Genomic DNA, 23949 nt, shown 5'->3' with positions numbered 1-23949 from the left:
AAAAATAATAAATGGATATGCTATTTTTAGTTTGTAATAATCAGCACAATGGTAAAATGTATTTTATTTTTTCAAAAAGGTAATACAATAAAAAACGGATAGAGAATATTTAATAACGTATATTTTAAAATAAAAAAGGAACCTTTATATCAATACAGGTTCCTTTTTATTTAGTAAAAATAATTCTTCAGTGCTGCAATGAACTCTACTTCATATAAAATATGGACAAGGAATTTTTGTTTGAAACACGATAGCACAAACTGAATGTTCAATACCATCATATTTCACAAATTTCTTTTTTGAAAGGTGGTTTGTAGTAGCTCAACATAATACACACAAGCATTTTTTAACTATATAAAAGTAGTTTTGAAATGACATATCCGCTCTTTTGGTATGTCGATTGATTGATGGTGTAGTCCATTAAATGTATTATTTCTCATATTTAACGAAACTAAAGCCCACCAAACCAAGAATTAGTAAAATGGCTGAAAAGTAAAAACCAATAACCATGCTACCAGTTAGATCAATAAATACGCCAGTAAGATATGGTGCTAGAATGGATGCAATCATACCAAAGAAATTGTATACGCCAAGGGTTGTAGATAATTGATTAGCTTTGGCATTCTTGTTAACTGTATAAAGTAAAATAGGGTCAATAGCCATTTTACCGGTAAATCCATAAACTAATAGGGCAATAATTAGTACAGGGTAAGAGTTAATTGACATACCAATCATGAGTGCTAAGGCAGCGATGGGAATCAAGATATAAAGCAGTAATTTTGGGTTAGATAATTTATCATTAATTCTTGCAAAAATTAGGGAGCTTGGTATGGAGGCAAAAGGTACGATGGAAGCAATCCAACCAACACTGGCACCAGATATACCGCGATCGGTAATTAAAAATTGGGGTAACCATGTTAACATGGCAATTTGACCGTAAATTGACGCGAATAGCAAAAGGTAAGTGAGTATTAAATTTTTATTGAATAATGCTTTAACGTCTATTTTAATTAGTTCATTGTTGCTATTTTGATACATAGTGCTATGAAGATTATTTGATTCTAAATTTTTAAGACGGCGTTTTTCATTAACAAAGATGAGATACATTAAGCCAACAAGAACGGTTGGAATTGAAATAATGATAAACGGTGAAGACCAATGCATATTATATTGTAATACTAAAAAGCTAGAAAGTAGTGTACCAGCTGCTTGTCCGAATGCTTGTCCGGAATTAATAAGCGCTGTACCGAATGTTAATTTTTTAGTAGGAATATTTTCAGAAGCTAGACTGAATGAGGGACCATAAAATGTTCCTTCACCAATTCCTGTCAGTGCACGCATCAATAAGAAAAGGCCAAATGTGGTTACAATACCAGAAAGCAGTGTCATTAGACCAAAAAAAACAAATCCTAATCCGATAACCCATTTTTTCCCAAGGTAATCTGCAATAGCAGCAAAAGGAATTTGTGCAAAGGTATAGGTTAGAAAAAAGACGGATGAAATCAAACCTAGTTGTGAATTATTCAAGTCAAAATGACTTTGAATATTTGGCATAATTGGATTTAAAATAGTACGATCAGCATATATAAAAATCCAGCCAAAAAAGTTTAAAAGCACTATTTTTTTCCAGGAATTTTGAACAATATTAGCATTGGTTTGATGATTTGTCATAATTTCTCCTTAAAAACTAATCTTTAGTTAATTATGTAGAAAAAATAAAACATTTCATCGTGCTTTCAATACAAAAAAAATTAAATTTTTGGCTTGTTTAACATATATAATCGAATTGCTAATTGTAATTGTTCACTTTCATTGAAATCATCCAACTGAAATCCGAGTAGTTTTTCGATCTTTTTTAAACGATACATCGTAGTATTTCGATGAACAAATAATATTTTTGATACAGATAGAATTGAACGGTTTTCTGTAAAGTAATAAGCAATAGTTTGCAATAATTGTTCACGCTCGTCTTTATTTTTAATATCCAGTATGGGTTTTAGAATGTTATCAATAAAAGTGGTTGTCTCTTTTTCAGGTAATAATTGTAGGAGATCAGATACTTGTTTTGGTCGAAATTTTGTTAATTTGGCTTTATTACTATGAATAGATAATGTTAATGCTTCAGTTGCTTCATTAACAAGTTTTTTGATATCTAGCAATGTTTGCTCATAAGGTGTGTAACCAATGTGTATCTTTGAGTTAACAAGTGTTTGTTGTAGGAAGTTTTGTAATAATTTTAATTCGGCTAATATATTAGTAGAATATGGTAATAAAACAAATAATTGAAAATTCCAATAAATAGTAATCGGAGTAATATCCTTTTTTTCAAAAAACCAATGAATTAATGAAGAAACACGATGCATAATAGAATTATGATTGGGTGCTTTAATAAAATTCATATCTTCAATGGCAAAAGCTTGATAATAATCGTCAACACTGAATCCATTGAGTTTGAGGTTGCTTGAGATAATATTTTTTGAAAGTGATTGGTTTAGTAAAGTAACAAATAATTCGTTTTGGCGAATGCGGGAAGTCGATATATTCATTTGAACTTTCATATTTTCTAAGCTCAAAAGATTAACAATATTTTCAATGAGTAACCGTTGTTCAGAATATTCTATTGATTTTTGTTGAAGAATTAAAAAGCGTCGATTTAAATTGTTGTCCGATTTTAATGGAAATAGTAAAACTGCAGTATCTTTTAAGTACAATAGTTGTTGGTTATTAATACTGAGTAGATCTAACTTTCGAGTGTTCTCTTCTAGATCTTCTTGATTAATAATGGCGTTGTTATTTTTTGAAATCAATTGGCCATATGAGTTGATCAAAAAAACATTATGGCCTAATAGAGAAGCAATTTGTGTTAGTATTTCCTGATCGCTTCTCCCTTTCAATATGAATTGTGATAATAAAAGTGTTTGTTGCATAATATTAGTTAATTGGTCAGTTTGCTGTTCTAAGACAACATGTAATAAATCACGCACAATAACTGATAATCCAACGTCTGCCGGTAGTAGAAGAATTGCAAATTTGAGGTCATTAGCTTTTTGCAAAACTACATCGGGAATCTTGTCAAAATAGCGATGTTGTTTAATACCTATAGCTGCTGCACGATGTTTTGACATGACCTCAATAAGGGCAATTAATGCGGGAATATTATTTTGAAAGTGAAAACCTGTGGTCACCAGTATCTGACCAGGTACGACATATTCTGCTATATCCGGTGCTTCCATCATACCAATCGTAATAACATTGACATCTAAATTTGCAGTATGATTAGCTAAAAGAATACGATTGAATTGTGGTTGATTTAATAGTATAGATAGTTGCATAGCAGCTCCAAATTTATAAATTTTAACTAAAATATTAGCTTAAATTATGCAATTTTACAATGCTTGTTGCGAGAATTATTGACATAATAATCTTATTAAGGAGATGGCATGTCAAAAATCACACAATTAAAAAGTTTAATCACATTATTGAACGAGTTTAAGATGATTGGCGCAACTAACCAGCATGGTGTTACTAGATGTGTGTACGATGAACACTGGATATTAGCACAAAAAAAATATGCTGAAATTGCACGCAATTATGGGTTATATCCGTTTGTGGATAACATGGGTAATGTATACGCATCTACTTCTAAAGATATTAATAAACAACCAGTTATCTTAACAGGTTCACATATTGATACAGTAATTAACGGTGGTAGTTTAGATGGTACCTATGGTGTACTTTCTAGTTTAACGTCATTAGGTGAGCTCGTACAGCAGCATGGTACCCCTAAAGTACCAATAGTTTCAGTATCTTTTTCTGAAGAAGAAGGTTCACGCTTTGATGCGACGTTTACAGGGTCTCGTTATTTAACTAATCAATTTGACGAAAGTATTTTAAGTCTTGCTGATAACAAGGGAGTTGTTTTTGAAACTGCTCGACAATTAGCAGTGACTGAACTTCAACATGAGATGCCCATTCAAGAGTATTGGAATATTGGGAAATATCTCGAATTACATATTGAACAAGGACCAATTCTAGAACAAACATCTCAAAATATTGGTATTGTCACAGGTATTGTTGGACAAAAACGAGCACAAATTAAAATTGTCGGACAAGCTAACCATGCGGGCACAACGCCAATGAATATGCGACATGATGCTTTACGACAAGCTATAGAATTAATCAGTAACATTCATGAATGTCTTGATGATGTAGCTGATTTACGTTACACTATTGGACAATTTGATGTACTACCTAATGTGTCAAATGTTGTTCCTGGAGAAGTTACTTTTTCATTAGATATGCGGCAACTTAACCAGGATATTTTGGAAAAGTACTTCGCTCAAGTTGAAAATATAGTCCATCAGTATCAGGGTACTATTGAACCCACAACCAATGTAAAATCAACTAAAATGTCTGACGAGTTACAGAAAATTTTGGTTGCTGCAACGGAAGATCATGAATTAACTTATACTTCATTGCCTTCAGGTGCAGGGCATGATGCACAGGTTATATCTTACAAAATACCTACTGGAATGATTTTTGTACCTAGTATTGATGGTGTTAGTCATTCACCACTAGAACAAACACAAGATGATGATCTTTTAAATGGTCAACATGTGTTAAAAAAAGCTCTTTACAAGTTAGCATATTAGAATTGGAGATAAAATTATGTCACTGGAAATTACTGATCGTCAAATTATGACACCTGGACCGACTATGGTAGATCCACGTGTTTCACAAGCTGCAAGTAATGCTATTTTGGGACAATTTGATCCTGCATTTACACAAATTATGAATGAAAATATGGATTTTATTCGTAAAGCATTTCAGACTAAAAATTATTGGTCATTTCCAATTGATGGGGCTTCAAGAGCAGGATTAGAAGCCGTTATTAATTCAATTGTTTCACCCGGAGATAAAGTGTTGGTGCCACGGATGGGGCGATTTGGTGATTTGGCAGTAGAATTAGCTACACGCGCTGGTGGCAAAGTTATTACGATGGATACTGATTGGGGAACAGTATTTAATCAAGAGGATATTATTAAGAAAATTAATGAAGTTAAACCCAAAGTATTAGCTATTGTACATGGCGAAACATCGACTGGAAGATTACAACCTATTGATAAAATCGGTGCAGCTGCGAAAACCGTTGGAGCATTCACAATTGTAGATGCTGTAGCTAGCTTTATGGGAGTAAGTATTCCCGTTGATGATTGGGAGTTAGATGCAGTAATTGGAGGCGCTCAAAAATCATTATCAGCACCGGCTGGTATTACACCAATTACGTTTAATGAACGTTTTGCAGATGAAATTAAGTTACGTAAACGTGTCGAAGCAGGAGTGGCGACGTCAGAATCCGATATATCAGAGAATTATATTAATTCAAACTATCTTGATTTAACACAGTTGATGGATTATTGGTCACCGGCAAGGTTGAATCATCATACAGAATCAACAATTTTAAATTATACTTTGCATGAGGCTCTTTCATTAGCTGTTGAAAATGAGGGAATATTTGAGCGCTTTAATAGGCAAATAAAGCAACAACAGATATTAAAAGAAGGTCTCAAAAAATTGGGCTTGAAAATATTTGGTGACGAAGACCACGAAATGCCTAATATGGTAGCTGTTGAAATTCCAGAAGGTGTTGCTGGAGATAAAATAAGAGCTATTCTGCTTAATGATTATGGTGTTGAAATTGCATCAAGTTTTGGACCAATGGCAGGCAGAATTTGGCGTGTTGGTTTGATGGGATATGTTGCACAGAAACATTATGTGTTAAGATTCTTATCAATTTTTGCCAGTGTATTAGCACAAAATGGTGTGAAAGTGAATACAGCACTAGCATTAAATTGGGTTACAGAAGCTTATCATGAATTAGAAAACTAAGTAAAAGAAACTATCCATAAGGACAGTTTCTTTTACTTAGTTTTCTGTTAATCCGCTATTGATAATTATAAAAATATCCTGATAAGGTTGATGCCAACAAATCATTGGTCACTGAGATTATCAGGATATTTTGCTATATTCAGCAATTGTTATAACTGCGGATGACTAACGTGATAACCATTGACCAATTGCAGGAATTCCTCTCGAAAATTCAGCGCTTGGACTAATTATTTGATGTAGTTTTACTATTGCGGCTGGTAGTTTCATATTATGCGTCAGAGAATATCCTACAATCGCATTGTTTAATTTAGTTTTGATTGTTTGGCGATTGACACCATTCTCGAGTGCCTTGGCAGAATTTAATAATATTCTTGCTAGATCAGCATTATCTTTAACGTCGGGATCATTGTAAGCAATATCAATCGCTGAAAAAAGGGCAGTATCTTTTTTGTTCATTCTGAATACCTTTCTGATATCAATTTGATATCTGTTAATGACTGCACCGCCATTATACACTTTTTATCATGAAATTGATTAAAATTATCGCATATAAAATAACTTTTACTATTGTATCTGCAATGGAAGTTTGTTATTCTTGTATCAAATAGTAATGGTTACTATTTATATGTCCATATATTTGAAGAATACGGAGATAAGAATTCATGAAAGCACTTGTTTTGAATGGCATCAAGCAGTTAGCTATCGAGGACTTAGAACAGCCAAAACCCCAAGATGATGAGGTTTTGGTAAAAATTGTGTATGCTGGTATCTGTGGCACTGATAAGCATCTTTATGGTGGCTTGCCCGGATCAGCACCAGCAGAGCCACCTATTGTATTAGGACATGAAAATTCTGGTACAGTAGCTGCGATTGGGAAAAATGTCACAAATGTTAAAGTTGGAGATCGTGTCGCAATTGACCCCAATATTTATAAAGATGATGATTTTTACACGCGTACTGGCCGTCCTGAATTATCAGACGGATTATCTGCTGTTGGGGTAACACGTGACGGTGGTTTTGAAGAGTACACAACGGCGCCTTCATCAGTTGTTTATTCAATTCCAGAAAATGTGTCGTTTAAAGCAGCTGCCATGATTGAACCAATTAGCTGTGTGATTCATGGTATCAACCTAATCAAGTTAACGCCTTATCAAAAGGCTTTGGTTATTGGGGATGGCTTTATTGGCCAATTATTTGTACAAGCACTTCAATCTTACGGTGTTCATCAAGTCGATGCTGCAGGTATCAGTGATGAAAAGTTAAAGAAAATGAAAGAACTTGGTGCAGTTGAGACTTTTAATACCTTAAAAGATGACATTAAGTCAGGCTATGATATTGTTGTTGAAGCCGTTGGTTTACCAGCAACCCAAAAGGCAGCCATCGAAATGGCAGCCAAGGGTGGACAAGTATTAATGTTTGGTGTTGGTAAGCCTGATCAAACATTTGAAATCAACACATATGAAATTTTCCAAAAGCAATTAACGATTCAAGGTTCATTCATTAATCCGTTTGCCTTTGAAGATTCAATTGCCTTACTGCAATCTGGTAATATTGAAGCTGAAAGTTCAATCAGTCATGAATTATCTCTGGAAGAAGTTGAAGATTGTCTAGAAGGTAAGATTGAAAATGTGAACAAAGCCGTTGTTAAAGTATCAGATTAATTATATTTAAAGCTGAGAAGAGAAGGAAAGTAGTTGCCTTCTTTTTTGTGCAAAACGTGATGATACTATATGGATCGTAATTAAATTAACCAAAAAAGCCCGCTAACATAGCGGACTTTTAATATTCAATTATAAATCGATTTATGCCTTAACCCATTTATCTCCGGGCTTATTGGTAGGTGGCAAGCGGTCACCTTGATCGATCATGACGTTTTTACCATCGGGAACGGTGCCACCTCGAGGTCCAACCTCTTGGTAACGGCCAGCGGGCTGATTATCAGTGCCGGGATTGATTAACTTATTATCTGCCATTGCTTTTGCTCCTTTCGATTACTAGGTGATCAATATCGCCTACACCCTTATTATATGACGAAGGGGTAAAAGTTGTTCAAATTATGATTATAAATATTTTGTATGCCACTTTATTGATACTAGGACTGTATTTTTTTTAATAGTATTCTTAATTGAACGTTGGACCAATTTCTTTTTGTCAGATTGTTCGATGAATAATGGCACAGTTTCTTCAATAACATCACTGAATTCTAGGCCATAAAAGTTACTTGGTGATACAGTGTGTGATTGTAACCATAATCTACCACCGATGAGTAAGCGATCAATTGAACTAATTTGTGGTAGGTTTAGCAAATCAGCATAATATTGAGTCGCAATAACGTACTTAAAGTCACCAATATTACCATGTTTATCAATGGCATATTTAGGGAATTGTGGTGACAAAATCTTTTGTTTGACGAGGTTATTGGCGATTTGTTTAATGTAGGTGTGAATTTGCGGTTCAACTTTAAAGCCAAGGTACAAAGTAACGTGAATAATATTTTCTGTTCCCAACATGTCGAGTGTATAACTTTTTTCGTGGGGATCAGATGACTCTTGAACCGTCACAAACCAGTAAACGGCTGCCTTTTTCGGACGAGAACCAATCAAGGAATAGATGATTGAACGTTTGAGCGCATAATTTTGGTGCATATTGGCGATATAAACTAAGTTCGTTGCAAAGGTTGGTTCGTCGACATCCTTTGATAAATTCATTAATTGTTTACGATAGTCTTTTAATGTTAGATAATCATCCTTACTTGAAATGGCTTCACGTCGCTTATTGCCATAGAACCAAAGCACCATAACGGCCAAAATGACTCCCATAATAATCAGTGTGGCATAACCACCGTGAAGGAATTTCCCTAAACTTGCAATGAGGAAAACAGATTCAATAAAACCAAAAATGAGCAAGAAGGTAATCGCAAAAATGGTTTTGCTTTGTCGACGAATAAATTCAAATAGTAAAACAGTTGTCATTAACATCGTAATTGTAATTGAGAGACCATAGGCCGCTTCCATATTATGCGATGTTCTAAAGGAGATAACAATAAAAATAGCAATGATACATAATAGCCAATTGACCGCACTGATATACATTTGGCCTCTAGTGTCACTGGGATAGAAAGTTCTCAATCGTGGCAATACTTTTATACTGATTGCTTCGCTGACTAATGTATAAGCACCAGAAATTAATGCTTGTGAGGCAATAATAGCAGCTAGAGTGGCTAAAGCAACACCAACAAGACGCCAAGGACCCGGTAAAATTTCAAAAAAAGGATTAGAAGATTGTTCTAATAAGTTGGTTTGATGACTATGTGATATAATCCATGCACCTTGCCCCATATAATTCAAAATTAGCATACTATAAACAAATGGCCAACTAATGTAGATATTTTTCTTACCAACATGACCCATATCTGAATACAGTGCTTCGGCACCAGTTGTCGCCAAGAAGATACTACCAAGAATGAAAATACCGCTTTTATTTATTGGACTAAACAAAATTTGTATGGCGTAGACGGGAGATAACGCTTTTAAAATTGATAAATCAGCAAAGATGTTAATGAATCCAAAAAGCCCAATAAAGCCAAACCATACCAGCATAACAGGGCCGAAAATATTACCAATTTTTTTGGTACCAGCTCTTTGAAAAATAAAAATCATGAGTAGCAATATCGATACAATGACAATGACTAAAGTTTGATTGTCTGGGAAGACTAGGTTGCCAATGTGCTGACTTTTTAAACCTTCGATGGCTGTCGTTACGGTAACAGCAGGGGTTAAGGTGCCATCTGCTAATAATGCAGAACCACCAATTAATGCAGGAATAAGTAACCATTTTTTGTGCGTATCTTTGACACGACTGTATAGCGCGAAAATACCACCTTCACCATGATTATCTGCGCGTAGTGCAATAAAGACGTACTTGAGCGTTGTAATCAACATTAACGTCCAAAAGACTAGTGACACAGAACCGATAACAAATTCTTGTAGTTGTTCTGTATTGCGGGCGCTGTTTAAGACAGAATTCATGGTATACAACGGTGATGTACCGATATCACCGTATACGATGCCAAGCGCAATCAATGCACCGGCTGCAGTCCACTTATTCTTTTTTAGTGTCATTTGGTGTGTTTCTCCTGAGGATATATTTCTAAATTCTGACGCTTATTATCTCACATTCTGTCCTGGTTGCGTAGTTTTTTATTATTTAAAGTAAGTGTATGTGCTGAATGAAGTAGTGGTGCGAATTTTATCAAACAAATACGACTATACATTTTGAGAAGTATTGTAAACTTTAACTAATATATGTCACAGAATTGATATGGATAGTTCAGGAGGTTATGATGACAAAAGAAGTCACTAATTTTGACGAATATCTCAATACAATTGCTAATCCAGCGCATCGTAATGAATTGGCACAGGTATTGGATTGGGTGAGCCGTCAGTATCCGCAACTTACTAAGATAATGGCTTGGAATCAACCGATGTTTACGGATCATGGTACTTTTATCATCGGTTTTAGTGTTGCGAAAGGGCACTTCTCAGTGGCACCAGAACAAAAGGCCATTCAAAAGTTTAAAACAGTATTTGATGAACGGCAATTATCATATGGGAAGGCTTTAGTACGTTTCCAGTGGGGCGGACATACAGATTTTGATTTGTTAGCTAAAATGATTGCGTACAATATTTCAGATAAACAAGATATATCAAATTTTTGGCGTAAATAAAATACTTGTAGGGCGGACAACAGCCGACAGGTATTTTTTTGTGTTTTAAAATTAACTTGACATTACATCAAGTTAGAATTATTCTAAGTTGTAAACAAAAAGGAGAACTACCATGCCAATTGATGCAAATAAAGCCCAAGATGTTTGGAAAGATGTTGGAGAACATGTCCAATTCAGTATTTTAAAATTAACTCGTGAAAATCAAAAGGTAGCCCAAGAGACGATTGCTGAATTTGCGGATCGCTCACAAGCGATTATCCGATCATTAAAAATTCGCGATAAAAATTTGGCATCACAAAGCGAATTAAAGGTTGCTTTTGGTTTTAGTCAAAAAGCCTGGCAATTTTTGTTTCCTAATTCTCCCCAGCCAAAAGAGTTAGAAACATATCAAACGCTGTCACATGATGAATACACAATGCCCGCTATTGATGGGGATATTTTCTTCCATATTCGAGCAAGCAATGAGGCGGTAGTTTATGAAGCGCAAACACAATTTATGCGTTTCTTAAAGGATATTACCGAAGTAGTCGACGAAACAAAAGGATTTAGATATTTTGAAGGTCGTGCAATTATTGGCTTTATTGATGGTACAGAAGCACCTGATGTCCATGATGCAGCAGAATATGCACTCGTTGGTGATGAAGATGAGACATTTATTAATGGCAGTTACGCGTTTGCACAAAAATGGCGTCATGATATGGATTTCTGGCATAATTTAAAGACTGAAGAACAAGAAAAGGCAGTTGGCCGAGAGAAATTTAGTGATTTAGAGCTCGAAGATGAAGATAAATACCACAATGCACATAATGTGGCTTCTAAGGTAGAAATTGATGGTGAAGAGCAAAAAATTATTCGTATGAATGTACCGTTTTCTGAACCAGCTTCAGGTAAAACAGGCACTTACTTTATGGGCTATGCTCGGCATTGGGAAGTGACTAAGTCAATGCTGGAACAAATGTTAGAGCAGTCAGACTATTTGTTACACTTTTCAGATATATTGTTTGGTCAATTATTTTTCATTCCTTCACGGCCATTATTAGAAAAAATAGCTGATGGTGACTTAAATTAGTATATTGTTACATTTTGTAAGTGCTATTATTTACTCAAACTGGGACATTCGTTATAATAAACTTATTAATCTTGAATAAAGATAAAATAAAAGCTTGTTTAATGGGAGTATAGTGATGAAATTTATAAATGCAACGTCAAGTTATTTGGATGATATTGTTCGCATTGAAAATGCTGGTTTTAATCCCGAAGAAGCAGGATCACTTAGTCAATATACTGAGCGAATTCAACGTTTCCCAGAGACATTTTTATTGGCTATTGATGAGCAGAAAACACTTTTGGGATTCATTTGTGGCCCAGCGGTGCAAGCACGTTTTGTTGAAGATTGGATGTATGAGGACAATCCTGAAAATATTGCCACAGGTGGACATCAAACGATTTTGACAGTTGCTGTTTCACCAGAAGCACGAGGACAAGGTGTTGGCAGTCAACTACTACAAGCTCTAGAAAAGGTTGCCAGAGAGCAAGGGCGCGAAAGCATTGCGCTAACTTGTTTAGAAGATCGTATTCCATTCTATGAAAAAAATGGTTATATTAACCGAGGTGAATCAGCATCGCAGCATGCTAACGAGCAATGGTACAATCTGGAAAAAGTCCTTTAATAGTCGTATCATAATGAGCAAATTTTAATGTATCAATGGTGGTTATTTGCCTTTAATACTGGTAAATTAATGACGTAGGACTATCAAACACAGCCCTTAATAAATAGTATTATGGAGAAATGATGTCAATCTATCAAGAAATAATGGAAGATTCGCAAAATGTCGCATATACGAATAAGGGATGGGAACCGATTTTTTCAGTGAATAAAGCTGCGCGCATTCTCATCGTTGGTCAAGCACCTGGTAAAAAAGTGCAAGAAACAGGCATTATGTGGAATGATGCGTCGGGTGATCGTTTACGTGAGTGGATGGGTATTGATCGTGACATTTTTTATGAATCAGGTGAAATTGCGGTAATTCCCATGGACTTTTACTATCCGGGAAAGGCCAAATCTGGTGATATGCCGCCGAGAAAAGGTGTTGCTGAAAAATGGCATACGCGCTTACTCGCACAGATGCCCAATTTACAATTAACTATTTTAATTGGTGCTTATGCACAAAAGTATTATTTACACCTAACTGCTAAAGATAAAATTACGGATATCGTGGCAAATTATCAGGCGTACTTACCACAATATTTTCCAATCGTTCATCCGTCACCGCGTAATAACATTTGGTTGAAACGCAATGCGTGGTTTGAAGAGGATGTTGTCCCAAACTTGAAGTTGAATGTTAGCCGTATTTTAAACCAAAAAATCATATAGCTTAGTAAAAAATGAATCATTAATGTAACCTGTTATTTTGTCATAATAACAGGTTTTTTTATTATTTTGAATTGAGTATTGAAATGTCCACAGATTCGTTTATAATTTATTAAAAGTAAAAAAGACCTAAAATAATTTAAAATTAGGAGATGAATGGGATGACAAAAGGGATAGTTAATCGGGATCATAATTTACGTGTATTTCTTATTATTGGGACGGCCTGGATGTTTGATGCTATGGATGTTGGTCTGCTGTCATATATTATGCCGTTGGTGCATAAGGAATGGGCATTAACAGCTGCACAAACCGGTATGTTAAGTTCGGTGAGTACAGTAGGTATGATTTTGGGTGCGTTTATTTTGGGCCATCTGGCTGACCGGATGGGACGGAAAAAAACATTATTAATTTCATTATTAATATTTTCAATCGGTAATGCTTTTTTGGCCTTTTCACCAAACTTTTACATGTTCTTAGTTATTCGATTTGTCGTTGGTATTGGATTAGGCGGAGAGCTACCTGTGGCCGCTACTTTTATATCTGATTTGTACCAAGGGAAGGTTAGACGGAAGATGTTAATATTGGCTGATAGCTTTTGGGCATTAGGCTGGCTAGTAGCAGCGCTATTATCATTTTTATTGAGTCCGTATTTAGGCTGGCGTGGTTTACTTCTTTTGACAGTATTGAGTGCGCTCGTGGCATTATTATTTCGTAAACATATTCAAGAGGACAATGTTGAATATGTAAAGGACCGACATAATATTGATAATTGGCGCCATGCTTTTACCCGAACCACACCATTGTTATGGCTTGCATGGTTGATGGTAATGTTTAGCTATTATGGTATGTTCATGTGGTTACCTAGTATTTTAATCAGTCGTGGCAATACAATTGTGACTAGCTTCGGTTACTCAGTAATAATGATCATTGCGCAATTGCCGGGTTACTTTGGTGCAGCATGGTTATCGGGTAAAATTAAAATTAAATACGTCTTTGCAATATATATGGTAGGCACTGCTGGTGGAGCTATATTATTTGGTAGTGCAACATCATTGTTTATGACCTTACTGGCGGGTTGTATTTTGTCTTTTTTTAATCTAGGTGCTTATGGGGCTATTATTGCATTAACACCTGAACAATATCATATGACGTATCGTGGCACAATGACAGGATTAGCACAAGGTATTGGTCGAATCGGTGCTGTGCTTGGTCCATTGCTGGTAGGTATCTTTTTGGATAATGGGACGTCGATTGGTACCATATTTATCTTATTCATGGTGTCACTAGTGATTGGCGCCGGGTCTGTTTTGTTATTACCAGATCAGCCGAAAGAGCATTAATGCCAGTATTATTAAAATGTCTCTTTTTAATTATGGCATCAGGGAGTACAATGAAGAAAAATAATTTTGTGGGATAATCATGATGCATAATGTTAAAAAAATATTGAAGTTACCAGTTATTGTTTTATTCGTTTTGATGCTAACAATTATTTATGGCATTTGGCGTGATCATCAACCAATTAATATTAAACAGTCGCGACATCAGCCCTTAATTATTGGTCACCAAGGTCAAGATTATACCTTAGCAAATTATAATGTTGCTTTAAAATCTGGTGTGCAGTATATTGACCAGAAAGTTTTCTTGAGTCAAGACCATCATTTAGTTGTAGCTAACGACAATAATTTAAATCAAGCAACTGGTCAAAATATCAATATCACGGATTCGAATTATCGGACCATTCAGCATCATAAATATCATAATGGTGAATCGGTGCATACGCTTAACCAAATATTTGATAAATACGGTGTTATGACCAACTATGTTATTGCGATACAAGAGCAAAATAATCATCATGAGCTTTTGGAACGGGGGATTATCTCTTCTATTAGAAGAAATCATCTGACAAATCATGTTTTGTTGCAGTCGACGGATGTTAATAGTTTGAGTTATATGCACCAATCACTACCACAAGCCCCTGAAATATTACAAATCAAAAATACCAATCAATCCAAAGTAGATTGGCAAAAAACTGTTAGCCAGTTGCCAGCAGCTGTTCAATTTATTGCCCTGAATCAATCGCTAGTGAATCGTGAAACTGTATCATTCCTCAATAAGCATCATAAGATGCTGATGGTCAACGATTCAAATAGTAAATCAGACTTTGTCCATGCAAAAAGTATTGGTGCTCAAGCTATTGTGACAGATAATACGAAAGCAGCAACAATTTATTTCAAATAACCAATAAAAAAGCAATCACAAATGATGTGTTGCTTTTTTATTTGTTCAAAGTGAAGATTTAACGATTGAATCTTTAATGAAGGATTCAATATGCTTCACCATTGCAGCGACAGAGGGGGATGTCATTTGATTCTTATTCACAACGAGCGCAACCTGACGTGTAAAGGTTTCACTGAAAGGATAGACATTAATATCACCATTAAGTTTATTCAATGCTAAATCAGGCAAAATACCAAGGCCGATACCAGCTTCGACCATTGAAATAATCGATTGGTCATCTATAGAAAAATTAATCGAATTGAGCTCAACATTGTAATAATCAAGTGCTAATTTAGTATCACGATCATAATCCATTTTTTGTAAAATGAATTTTTGACCGATTAAATCATCTTTGGTAATACTATGACGATTTTTGGGTACGAAAGAAGAAGGTGTAACACACCTAATTGGATCTGAGATTAATGGTAAGACAATCAAGTTTTCATTAACAGGGAGTGTTGTAAAACCAATATCGATTTCTCCAACATTGGTTTTTTTAGAAATATCGCTAAAACTACCTTGGGCAATGGCAATTTTAATTTTAGGATATTTTTGAGAAAAAGAGCGAATAATATGGGGCAGCCAGTTCACACAGACACTACTAAAAGCGCCGATTCTGATGTTACCAGCGTGAAGTCCCTTGATATTATCAGCTATCTGTAGCAATTTGTCATCAGCATTGATAATTTCTTGAATATAGGGCAGAATATATTGGCCATCATCCGTTAGCCGCATCCCTGTTCGACTGCGAATGAAGAGTGGAAACCCTAAAGTTGTCTCTAACTGATTAATAGAGTGGCTGACAGCACTGGGGGTAACATTTAGCTGGAGCGAAGCTTTATAAAAAGACTGTTGCGTGACGACGGTTGTAAATACTTTATAAGCGAAATTTGTCAAAATGTACATCCTTAGAATACTTTTATTCATTTAAAATTGAAAAAGTTGAGTTTTACTTATTATAAATTATAATCTAACATAAATTAAGTTGATATTTTAATTTATAGGGGGAAATATAATGAGTGAGAATCATTCACTTGAACGGCACCTCTCGGGGCGTCATGTTAATATGATTGCCCTAGGAGGCACAATTGGTACAGGGCTATTTTTGGGCGCTGGAGAATCTATTCAAAAAGCCGGACCAACCATTTTATTGATTTATATTGTGACTGGATTTTTTGTATTCTCAATGATGCGTGCCTTAGGTGAGTTACTTTTATCAGATACAAATCAAACTGTTTTTATCGGTTTTATTAAAAAATATCTAGGCGAGCGAGCTGGATTTATTATGGGATGGACCTACTGGTTAGGGTGGATTGTCATTGCGATGGCTGAACTAACTGCCATTGGTAACTATATGCGTTACTGGTTTCCAAGCATTCCGATATGGATTTGGGGTATTGTATTTTTAGCTGTTTTGTACAGCATTAATATCATTGCCGTGCGTGCCTTTGGCGAAACTGAATTCTGGTTTGCAATGATTAAAATTGTGGCTATCTTAGCGATGATTGCAGCGGGTGTTATCATGGTTATTTTACACACGCGTACTGAATCGGGTATAACGCATTTGTCTACTTTATGGGAACATGGACTAATTGCGGATAAGGGACATGATGTTTTGTCTGCATTTCAAATGGCGTTCTTTGCCTTCTTGGGTGTAGAATTTGTCGGGATTACAGCATCAGAAACAAAGAATCCTGAAAGTACAATTCCTAAATCGATTAATTCGATTATTATCCGTATATTAATTTTTTATATTGGTGCCTTATTAGCCATTATGGTGATTCAACCCTGGACTCATTATAGTTCAGAGATGTCACCATTTGTACAAGTATTTTCAGGAATTGGTGTTCCTGCGGCAGCGGGGATCATTAATTTTGTGGTCCTAACGGCAGCGGCCTCTTCGCTCAATAGTTCGTTATTTACCACAGGCCGAATGTTATTTGCTTTGTCAGACAAAAAAAGTATGTTTTCGAAATTAAATCATCGTGCGATTCCAATGAATGCTATCACATTTTCAACCATTCTAGTTGCAACTGTCGTGTTGATTAACTACTTATTCCCAAATGATGCATTTAGTATTGTGACATCCATTGCTTCGGCAACATTTATTGTTATTTACGCCACATTAATGGTAGCGCATATCAAATATAGAAAATCGGCTGATTATCATAAAGGGCAACAATTATTTAAAATGCCAGGCGCACCTATAACAAATTACCTAACCATTCTATTTATGGGGACAATTTTTTTAATATTATTATTGTCTAAAGGTACAATGATTACAACATTATTAGCAATCTGTTGGTTTGCTGTGTTATTCTTTGTTAGCTTACGAAAGTATCAATAATTTGGCTGAAAAATAAATAAGATAAAAGTCTATTGAAACCGCTTACAAAATAGTGTACAATTTAAATGTGGTAAGGATTGTAACCGTTCTAACGGGCAAAACCTAACGATATACTGTTTGAGATGAACCTTTAGGGGAAACGTCTCGACATTTATTGTTAGGTTTTTATTTTTACATATTTGAAAGTCAGGAAGTGGTTGATGGAAATAAAGAAAATATTTAACAATAATGTGTTGCTGGCTGAAAATAATGGACATGAAGTTGTTTTAATTGGAAAAGGTCTTGGATTTCAAAAAAAAGTTGGCCAAGCAATTAATGAAAACCAGATTGATAAAATTTATACACCAACAGAAGAACACTGGTTATCATTATTTAATGAATTGATTCATGATATTCCTCCAGAATACTTTGAAATCTCATCCAAAATTATTCGGTTGGCAGAGGATAAATTAAATACTAAGTTCAATGCTTATCTATTAATTGCAGTGACGGATCATATTCATTTTGCCATCCAAAGAGCAAGAGATGACATTGTGATTCGAAATGAATTATTATGGGAAATTCAACATTTTTATCCAATGGAGTATACAGTTGGTCAAGAAGCACTACAATTAATTACGCGGGAATTTGGTATTACGTTGGCAGAAGATGAAGCAGGCTTTATTGCTTTAAAATTTGTTGAAAATCGGACCTCTTCACAATCAAATATTAAAAAGGGTACAGAAATGACCCAATTGATTCGTGATATTTTGACCATTGTGCAATACCAATTACAAATTCAATTAGATGAAACAAGTATTAGTTATCAGCGATTTCTTGTCCATTTACGTTTCTTCGTGGAACGGATCACAACGACAGCAAAAAATCAGAAATCAGAACAACCAGATGATGTTTTGTACGAACATATCTTTAAAAAATACCCACAAGCATTTAAATGTACACAGAAAATTATGCAATTCGTACAAACTAAATTGCATCGCGATGTTTCTGTTAATGAACAAGTTTATATTACGATACACATTCAAAGAATCATAAATGAACTCAATCAGCACGATTGAAGGGATTGTAACTATTCAATTAGGCAAAACCCAAGTTAATGATGAACGGCGTTTTTAACGTTAGTTCGCATTGGCTTGGGTTTTGTGGTTATAAAGGGTGAATGATAATGGATTATAAATTATTAGCAAATGAAATTTTATCAGGTGTTGGTGGTAAAGAGAATATTAATACTGCTTGGCATTGCGCGACACGGCTACGGTTCAAATTAAAAGACGAAAGTAAAGCCGATACACAAAAAATAGAAAATCTAGATGGTGTCGTGACTGTTGTCAAGTCTGCCGGTCAATATCAAGTCGTCATTGGTAATGCAGTGGCTAAAGTTTTTGAGCCACTAGCGCAATTAGCCGATTTAGAGAATACCGATAATCAAGATACTGAAACTACTACTAACAAAAAAGAAAATATAATGAATCGCTTTATTGGTTTTATTTCTAGTGTCTTTACACCGTTCTTGGGTGCTATGGCTGGTGCTGGTATTCTAAAAGGTCTGCTTGCTTTGTTCGTTGCAATTGGTTGGCTAACTGATAAAAGTGGTGCATATCAAATATGGTATGCAGCAGGAGATGGCTTTTTCTACTTCCTACCTGTATTGCTTGCTTTTACAGCAGCCAAACGTTTGAAAGTGAATCAATTCGTTGCTGTTGCCTTAGCAACGACGTTAGTTTATCCAACATTAGTGGCGATATCTGGCAGTGCCCAAACAATTAATTTCTTTGGTATACCAGTTATTCCTACCACATATACATCTAGTGTCATTCCGATTTTACTAGCTGTTTGGGTTCTATCATACTTAGAACCCGTATTAAATAAAGTATTTCCAGAAGCTGTGCGCAACATCTTTACGCCACTATTTTCTCTAATGATTATGGCACCATTAACGATGATTGTTGTCGGACCATTAGGTGCTAGTGTCGGGACACTACTTTCTAGTGGCGTATCAGCAATTTATAATACAGCGCCAGCAGTTGCAGGTGCTATACTTGGCGCTTTCTGGCAAGTATTTGTGATTTTCGGCGTCCATTGGACATTTGTGCCAGTTATGATGAACAATATTAGTAAATTAGGTTATGACCCGTTGCTACCAATATTGAGTGTTGCGGTATTGTCACAAGCCGGTGCCGCTCTAGGCGTTTTCTTGAAATCCAAAGATAAGAAAATGAAGTCTTTGGCCGGTTCATCCGTTGCAACAGCTGTATTAGGGATTACAGAACCAACCATCTATGGTGTTACTTTAAAACTTAAGCGTCCCTTTATCTGCGCTGCCATTGCAGGTGCGATTGGTGGTGCTATCGCTGGTGGCGGGCAAGCACATGCCAGCTCATTTACGCTTCCTAGTTTATTAGCCTTGCCAACTTATCTCGGTAGTGGTTTTACTAGTGTGATAATTGGTTTGGCGGTGGCCTTCATTTTAGGAACTGTGTTGACTTATTTCTTCGGTATTCAAAGATCAAAAGAGACATTAGCATCATCTGTAGTTGTTAATGAAAAAAAGCCAGGGAATGAATATTTAGCAGTACCTATTGAGGGGACGATCATCCCTTTGAAAAATGTAAAAGACGAGGTATTTTCCTCAGAAGTAATGGGGCAAGGTGTTGCAATAGTGCCAACTAGTAATATTGTTAAATCGCCAGTTGAAGGTACAATTAGTGCAGTTTACCCAACTGGACATGCCATTGGTATTATTTCAAAAGATGGGGCAGAAGTATTGATTCATATCGGCATTGATACCGTTGAATTAGATGGCCGATATTTTACAACCTTAGTACAACAGAATCAAAAGGTAACCCAAGGGGAAGCAATTGTCGAATTTGATCGAGAAGCAGTTAAAACAGCTGGCTTTGATACTACCGTGATGATGATTGTGACCAATACACCAGATTATAATATTTCGGTAACACCTGATACAACAACAAAGGATACTCAGTGGGTGATATCCTTAGCAGAAAAGAACACTAAAAATGAAACAATGGATCAAGGAGAAATCAAACATGTATAACGTAACATTTCCAAAGTCATTTCCAAAAGATTTCTTATGGGGCGGTGCGACTGCGGCGAACCAAGTTGAGGGTGCTTGGCGTATTGATGGTAAAGGCTTAAGTACAGCGGAAGTTGTTAAAAAAGCAGATGATCGACGCCAAGTGTCGATGAGTGACGTTACAGCAGAAACATTAAAGGTGGCATTAGCTGACACCACTGATGTTGCGTATCCTAAAAGACGTGGCATTGACTTCTATCATCATTATCAAGAAGATATTGCTTTATTTGCTGAAATGGGCTTTAAAGTTTATCGCTTTTCAATTGCTTGGTCACGTATTTTCCCGAATGGTGAAGATGCACAGCCTAATGCGGCTGGTTTAGCCTTTTATGATAGGGTTTTGGCTGAGCTTGCTAAATATAATATCCAACCTTTAATTACGTTATCACACTATGAAATGCCAATTGCTCTAACACAGAAATATAATGGTTGGGCTGGTCGAGAAACAATTACGGCGTTTAATCGTTTCACAGAAACTGTGTTTCAGCGCTATCAAGGCAAGGTACCGTATTGGCTAACATTTAATGAAATTAACACTGGTACCTGGGGATTCCATGAAACAGGTGCTATTGATAAACATCTATCTGAAAAAGAGCAACTGCAAATTCGCTATCAATCTTTGCATCATCAATTTGTTGCGAGCGCGCGTGCGACACAACAGTTACATGAAATTGATCCACAAGCTAAAATAGGTGCTATGTTAGCGAGAATGCAGACATACCCAGGGACACCAAATCCGATTGATGTTCGCGCAGCACAGTTGGAAGATCAAAAAAATCTTTTCTTTACTGATGTACAGGCACGCGGTGAATATCCGGAATACATGAATCGTTATTTTGCCGAAAATGGTATCACAATCAAGATGGCGGATGAGGATCAAGCGCTATTGGCAGCGTATCCTGTTGACTTTATTAGCTTTAGTTACTACATGACAAATGTCACCCAACATGATCAAAGTGCTGATTCAATGGGGAATATGGTTGTGGGCGGTCGTAACCCTTATTTGGAAGAATCGGATTGGGGCTGGCAGATTGATCCAATCGGTCTTCGGATTACTTTAAACGCAATGTGGGATCGTTATCGTAAACCACTATTTGTGGTAGAAAATGGCTTGGGCGCTTTGGATAAATTAGAGAACGGGCATGTGCATGATCAGTACCGTATTGACTACTTGCGTCAACATATTGAACAAATGAAGGAAGCAATTGCTGATGGTGTCCATCTCATGGGTTATACAATGTGGGGCCCAATTGATTTGATTAGTTTTTCAACATCAGAAATGTCAAAGCGTTATGGTTTTATTTATGTTGATCAAGATGATGATGGTAATGGCACATTAAAGCGCATTAAAAAGGACTCATTTGATTGGTATCGAAAAGTTATCGCGACAAACGGTGAAGATTTGGTATAAAACAAAAAAGGCTGTGAGCTATCACGGCCTTTTTTTTGTATCATTGATGTTTCGGTTTAAATATAAAAATAACAGCTATTGATAATAATGCGATTGGGAAAATAACCTGATAAACGTTTAGAAAGGCTTTAGCAACGTTCTTTTTGAGTTGACGATGCACATCAACCGTAAAATGCTGAATTTTTGCATGAATGGTAGATTCTTTTTGATTAATTGTTGTATTAACTGTATGTGTTATTTGTTGTCGTATTAGGGCTTTGGTAGATGCTGGTATTTGATCCACCGTCACTTTTTTCTGTGTGGCAATATGTTGTAAAGCATCTTGATAATGCGTATTGATAAGTGTATGTCGTTTGGCTTCAGATATTACGACTTTGGGTACTTTGATACTACTTTGATTAGAATTGATTGATTGGTGGTTAGCATTAAGTTTTTGAGCTAGTTTCTTTTTAATAGTTTTCTGCTGTTGCTGGTTTAAATGAAGGGTTTCCAGTCGATCATAGCTATAAGCTAAAGTATGTGATTTGGCGGTAGTAAGATAACTCGTTAATAGCGACATGCAAACAGCAATAGATAATACTAAACCAACTTGACGCAAAACATTGGCCACACTCTGCGATGAGGTTAATTGAACACCATGGAAGTCAGCAATAACCATGATATTCGCGATAGCTGCAACCATCCCAAAACCGATACCTAATAAGATGTCACTTATAATTAATTGTAGGACGTAGTCTTTATCCGGAAGTTGACTCAGAACATAATAACTCCCACTAATGAGTAAAAAACCAGTGCCAATCATGAATTTGTGATTGATTCTTTTCGCTAGTAATGCTGACAAAACAACAGCGATCATAACGGAAACGGAATACGGCGTAATTAAGAGCGCTGCATGGATTTCACTAAGATTGTGTATTTTAGTTAAAAATGTCGGCATGAGAACGACCATGCCACCTAGAAAGAAATTACATAAAATCAAAGCAAAACAGGCTGCGTTGAAATTACGACTTTTGAATAAAGATAAGTCAATCATAGGATGTGCGATATGTCGTTCCCAGAATAGAAATAGAATAGATGCTAGTAAGGCAATAAGGAATAAGAGTAGAATAATCTGACTATGCCAACCCCAACTATTGCCTTTAATTAATCCCAGGGATAATGTGAAGAGTGCAATGATACTCAAAAAAGTGCCAAACCAGTCGTTTTTAGTTTGAATGGTTTGTTCATTTTTGATAGATAGTACAAAGGGTAATCGTAATAATATTAATATGATGAAGGGGATGTTAATGAAAAAGACCCATCGCCAATCCCAGTACTGTGAAATAAAGCCACCCACACATGGACCAAGTGCAACGGCTAAACCTTGTGATCCAGCAAGAATACCCATTATTTTATTACGATTTTTGCTATCAGTGAGTTCTAGTGCAACCACCATACTTGTTGGAATAATAATTGCTGCACCTAAGCTTTGAATCGCACGAAAAATCAGTAGCACATTAAGATTTACAGCAGTCCCGCTACCTAATGAACCGAGGCCAAAAATACATAAACCAATAAAAATTAATTTATTACGCCCCATTTTATCGGCTAAGCGACCGAATGGAATAATAAATGCAGCAAAGATAATGGTGTAAATATTAATAACCCAGGATAAATCATCTAAACTGACATTGAAGGTACTTTGTAATTTTGGCATAATGATGGTCACAATTGAAACATCCATCATGCACAGAATATTACCGATAATGAGCAACGGTAATACTGGTCTTACTTTTTGCATTGTTATTCTCCTTTATGTGTCACAAATGTTGGAATTGGTTACATGTGTGACATT

Annotated in this window: 20 protein-coding genes; 13 read left to right on the top strand and 7 right to left on the bottom strand. The window is 35.8% G+C overall.

From position 1 onward, the window contains the following. Window positions 1-429 precede the first annotated feature (429 nt). Both C5L23_RS07485 and C5L23_RS07480 read right to left on the bottom strand, forming a co-directional pair. Complete coding sequence (locus C5L23_RS07485) at window positions 430-1671, bottom strand: MFS transporter (RefSeq protein ID WP_133264614.1); 1242 nt, start codon at window positions 1669-1671, stop codon at window positions 430-432. A gap of 80 nt (window positions 1672-1751) precedes the next feature. Then, entirely contained in the window at window positions 1752-3332 is a 1581-nt protein-coding gene (locus tag C5L23_RS07480; RefSeq protein ID WP_133264612.1) for a PucR family transcriptional regulator, read from the bottom strand. 108 nt (window positions 3333-3440) lie between these two features. On the opposite strand from C5L23_RS07480, the gene C5L23_RS07475 reads away from it, so the two are divergent. Together C5L23_RS07475 and C5L23_RS07470 are read left to right on the top strand one after the other, a co-directional pair. Beyond that, a complete protein-coding gene (locus C5L23_RS07475) occupies window positions 3441-4652 on the top strand; it encodes a Zn-dependent hydrolase (RefSeq protein ID WP_133264610.1) in 1212 nt (403 codons plus the stop codon). A gap of 16 nt (window positions 4653-4668) precedes the next feature. Continuing rightward, window positions 4669-5889, top strand: coding sequence for a pyridoxal-phosphate-dependent aminotransferase family protein (locus tag C5L23_RS07470; protein ID WP_010008523.1), 1221 nt, complete (start codon window positions 4669-4671; stop codon window positions 5887-5889). 165 nt (window positions 5890-6054) lie between these two features. Here the strand turns inward: C5L23_RS07470 and C5L23_RS07465 are convergent, their stop codons facing one another. Continuing rightward, a complete protein-coding gene (locus C5L23_RS07465) occupies window positions 6055-6345 on the bottom strand; it encodes a bacteriocin immunity protein (protein WP_133264607.1) in 291 nt (96 codons plus the stop codon). Window positions 6346-6551: 206 nt separating this feature from the next. Between C5L23_RS07465 and C5L23_RS07460 the strand changes: the two genes are divergently transcribed. Beyond that, complete coding sequence (locus tag C5L23_RS07460) at window positions 6552-7550, top strand: zinc-dependent alcohol dehydrogenase family protein (RefSeq protein ID WP_010008521.1); 999 nt, start codon at window positions 6552-6554, stop codon at window positions 7548-7550. A gap of 141 nt (window positions 7551-7691) precedes the next feature. On the opposite strand, the gene C5L23_RS07455 is transcribed toward C5L23_RS07460, so the two are convergent. Continuing rightward, on the bottom strand, window positions 7692-7862 hold the full coding sequence (locus C5L23_RS07455) for a YjzC family protein (protein ID WP_010008520.1): 171 nt from the start codon (window positions 7860-7862) through the stop codon (window positions 7692-7694). Between the two features lie 87 nt (window positions 7863-7949). After that, window positions 7950-10010, bottom strand: coding sequence for a KUP/HAK/KT family potassium transporter (locus tag C5L23_RS07450; RefSeq protein ID WP_133264605.1), 2061 nt, complete (start codon window positions 10008-10010; stop codon window positions 7950-7952). A gap of 218 nt (window positions 10011-10228) precedes the next feature. On the opposite strand from C5L23_RS07450, the gene C5L23_RS07445 reads away from it, so the two are divergent. The 6 genes from C5L23_RS07445 (at window position 10229) to C5L23_RS07420 (ending at window position 15224) form a co-directional block, all read left to right on the top strand. After that, window positions 10229-10615, top strand: coding sequence for an iron chaperone (locus tag C5L23_RS07445; RefSeq protein WP_237697930.1), 387 nt, complete (start codon window positions 10229-10231; stop codon window positions 10613-10615). A 112-nt stretch (window positions 10616-10727) separates the two neighbouring features. After that, the gene (locus C5L23_RS07440; protein ID WP_010008518.1) at window positions 10728-11684 is read left to right on the top strand and encodes a Dyp-type peroxidase; all 957 of its coding nucleotides are present in this window, start codon (window positions 10728-10730) and stop codon (window positions 11682-11684) included. A gap of 115 nt (window positions 11685-11799) precedes the next feature. Then, window positions 11800-12285 carry a GNAT family N-acetyltransferase gene (locus C5L23_RS07435; protein WP_170168017.1) on the top strand — a complete coding sequence of 162 codons (486 nt, stop codon included), beginning with the start codon at window positions 11800-11802 and terminating at the stop codon, window positions 12283-12285. A gap of 122 nt (window positions 12286-12407) precedes the next feature. Next, window positions 12408-12989: a uracil-DNA glycosylase family protein gene (locus tag C5L23_RS07430; RefSeq protein WP_133264682.1), complete on the top strand. Its 582-nt coding sequence runs from the start codon at window positions 12408-12410 to the stop codon at window positions 12987-12989. A gap of 158 nt (window positions 12990-13147) precedes the next feature. After that, window positions 13148-14326: an MFS transporter gene (locus tag C5L23_RS07425; RefSeq protein WP_240034443.1), complete on the top strand. Its 1179-nt coding sequence runs from the start codon at window positions 13148-13150 to the stop codon at window positions 14324-14326. A gap of 79 nt (window positions 14327-14405) precedes the next feature. Further along, complete coding sequence (locus tag C5L23_RS07420; RefSeq protein ID WP_133264601.1) at window positions 14406-15224, top strand: glycerophosphodiester phosphodiesterase; 819 nt, start codon at window positions 14406-14408, stop codon at window positions 15222-15224. 45 nt (window positions 15225-15269) lie between these two features. Here the strand turns inward: C5L23_RS07420 and C5L23_RS07415 are convergent, their stop codons facing one another. Continuing rightward, window positions 15270-16160: a LysR family transcriptional regulator gene (locus C5L23_RS07415; protein WP_133264599.1), complete on the bottom strand. Its 891-nt coding sequence runs from the start codon at window positions 16158-16160 to the stop codon at window positions 15270-15272. A 118-nt stretch (window positions 16161-16278) separates the two neighbouring features. On the opposite strand from C5L23_RS07415, the gene C5L23_RS07410 reads away from it, so the two are divergent. The 4 genes from C5L23_RS07410 to C5L23_RS07395 all read left to right on the top strand — a co-directional run bounded on the left by C5L23_RS07410 (window position 16279) and on the right by C5L23_RS07395 (window position 22115). Next, window positions 16279-17610 carry an amino acid permease gene (locus C5L23_RS07410; RefSeq protein WP_133264597.1) on the top strand — a complete coding sequence of 444 codons (1332 nt, stop codon included), beginning with the start codon at window positions 16279-16281 and terminating at the stop codon, window positions 17608-17610. A gap of 200 nt (window positions 17611-17810) precedes the next feature. After that, a complete protein-coding gene (licT, locus tag C5L23_RS07405) occupies window positions 17811-18668 on the top strand; it encodes a BglG family transcription antiterminator LicT (protein WP_133264595.1) in 858 nt (285 codons plus the stop codon). Between the two features lie 107 nt (window positions 18669-18775). Next, window positions 18776-20665, top strand: coding sequence for a beta-glucoside-specific PTS transporter subunit IIABC (locus C5L23_RS07400; protein WP_133264593.1), 1890 nt, complete (start codon window positions 18776-18778; stop codon window positions 20663-20665). Further along, complete coding sequence (locus tag C5L23_RS07395) at window positions 20658-22115, top strand: glycoside hydrolase family 1 protein (protein ID WP_010008507.1); 1458 nt, start codon at window positions 20658-20660, stop codon at window positions 22113-22115. Before C5L23_RS07400 ends, C5L23_RS07395 begins: the two co-directional genes overlap by 8 nt. Before the next feature lie 40 nt (window positions 22116-22155). On the opposite strand, the gene C5L23_RS07390 is transcribed toward C5L23_RS07395, so the two are convergent. Beyond that, a complete protein-coding gene (locus C5L23_RS07390; RefSeq protein WP_133264591.1) occupies window positions 22156-23895 on the bottom strand; it encodes an MFS transporter in 1740 nt (579 codons plus the stop codon). Window positions 23896-23949: the final 54 nt, after the last annotated feature.

The organism is Leuconostoc fallax (assembly GCF_004354645.1).
In the GTDB taxonomy this organism is placed as follows: Bacteria; Bacillota; Bacilli; order Lactobacillales; family Lactobacillaceae; genus Leuconostoc_B; species Leuconostoc_B fallax.
This window is presented reverse-complemented; position numbering and strand designations above follow the sequence as displayed.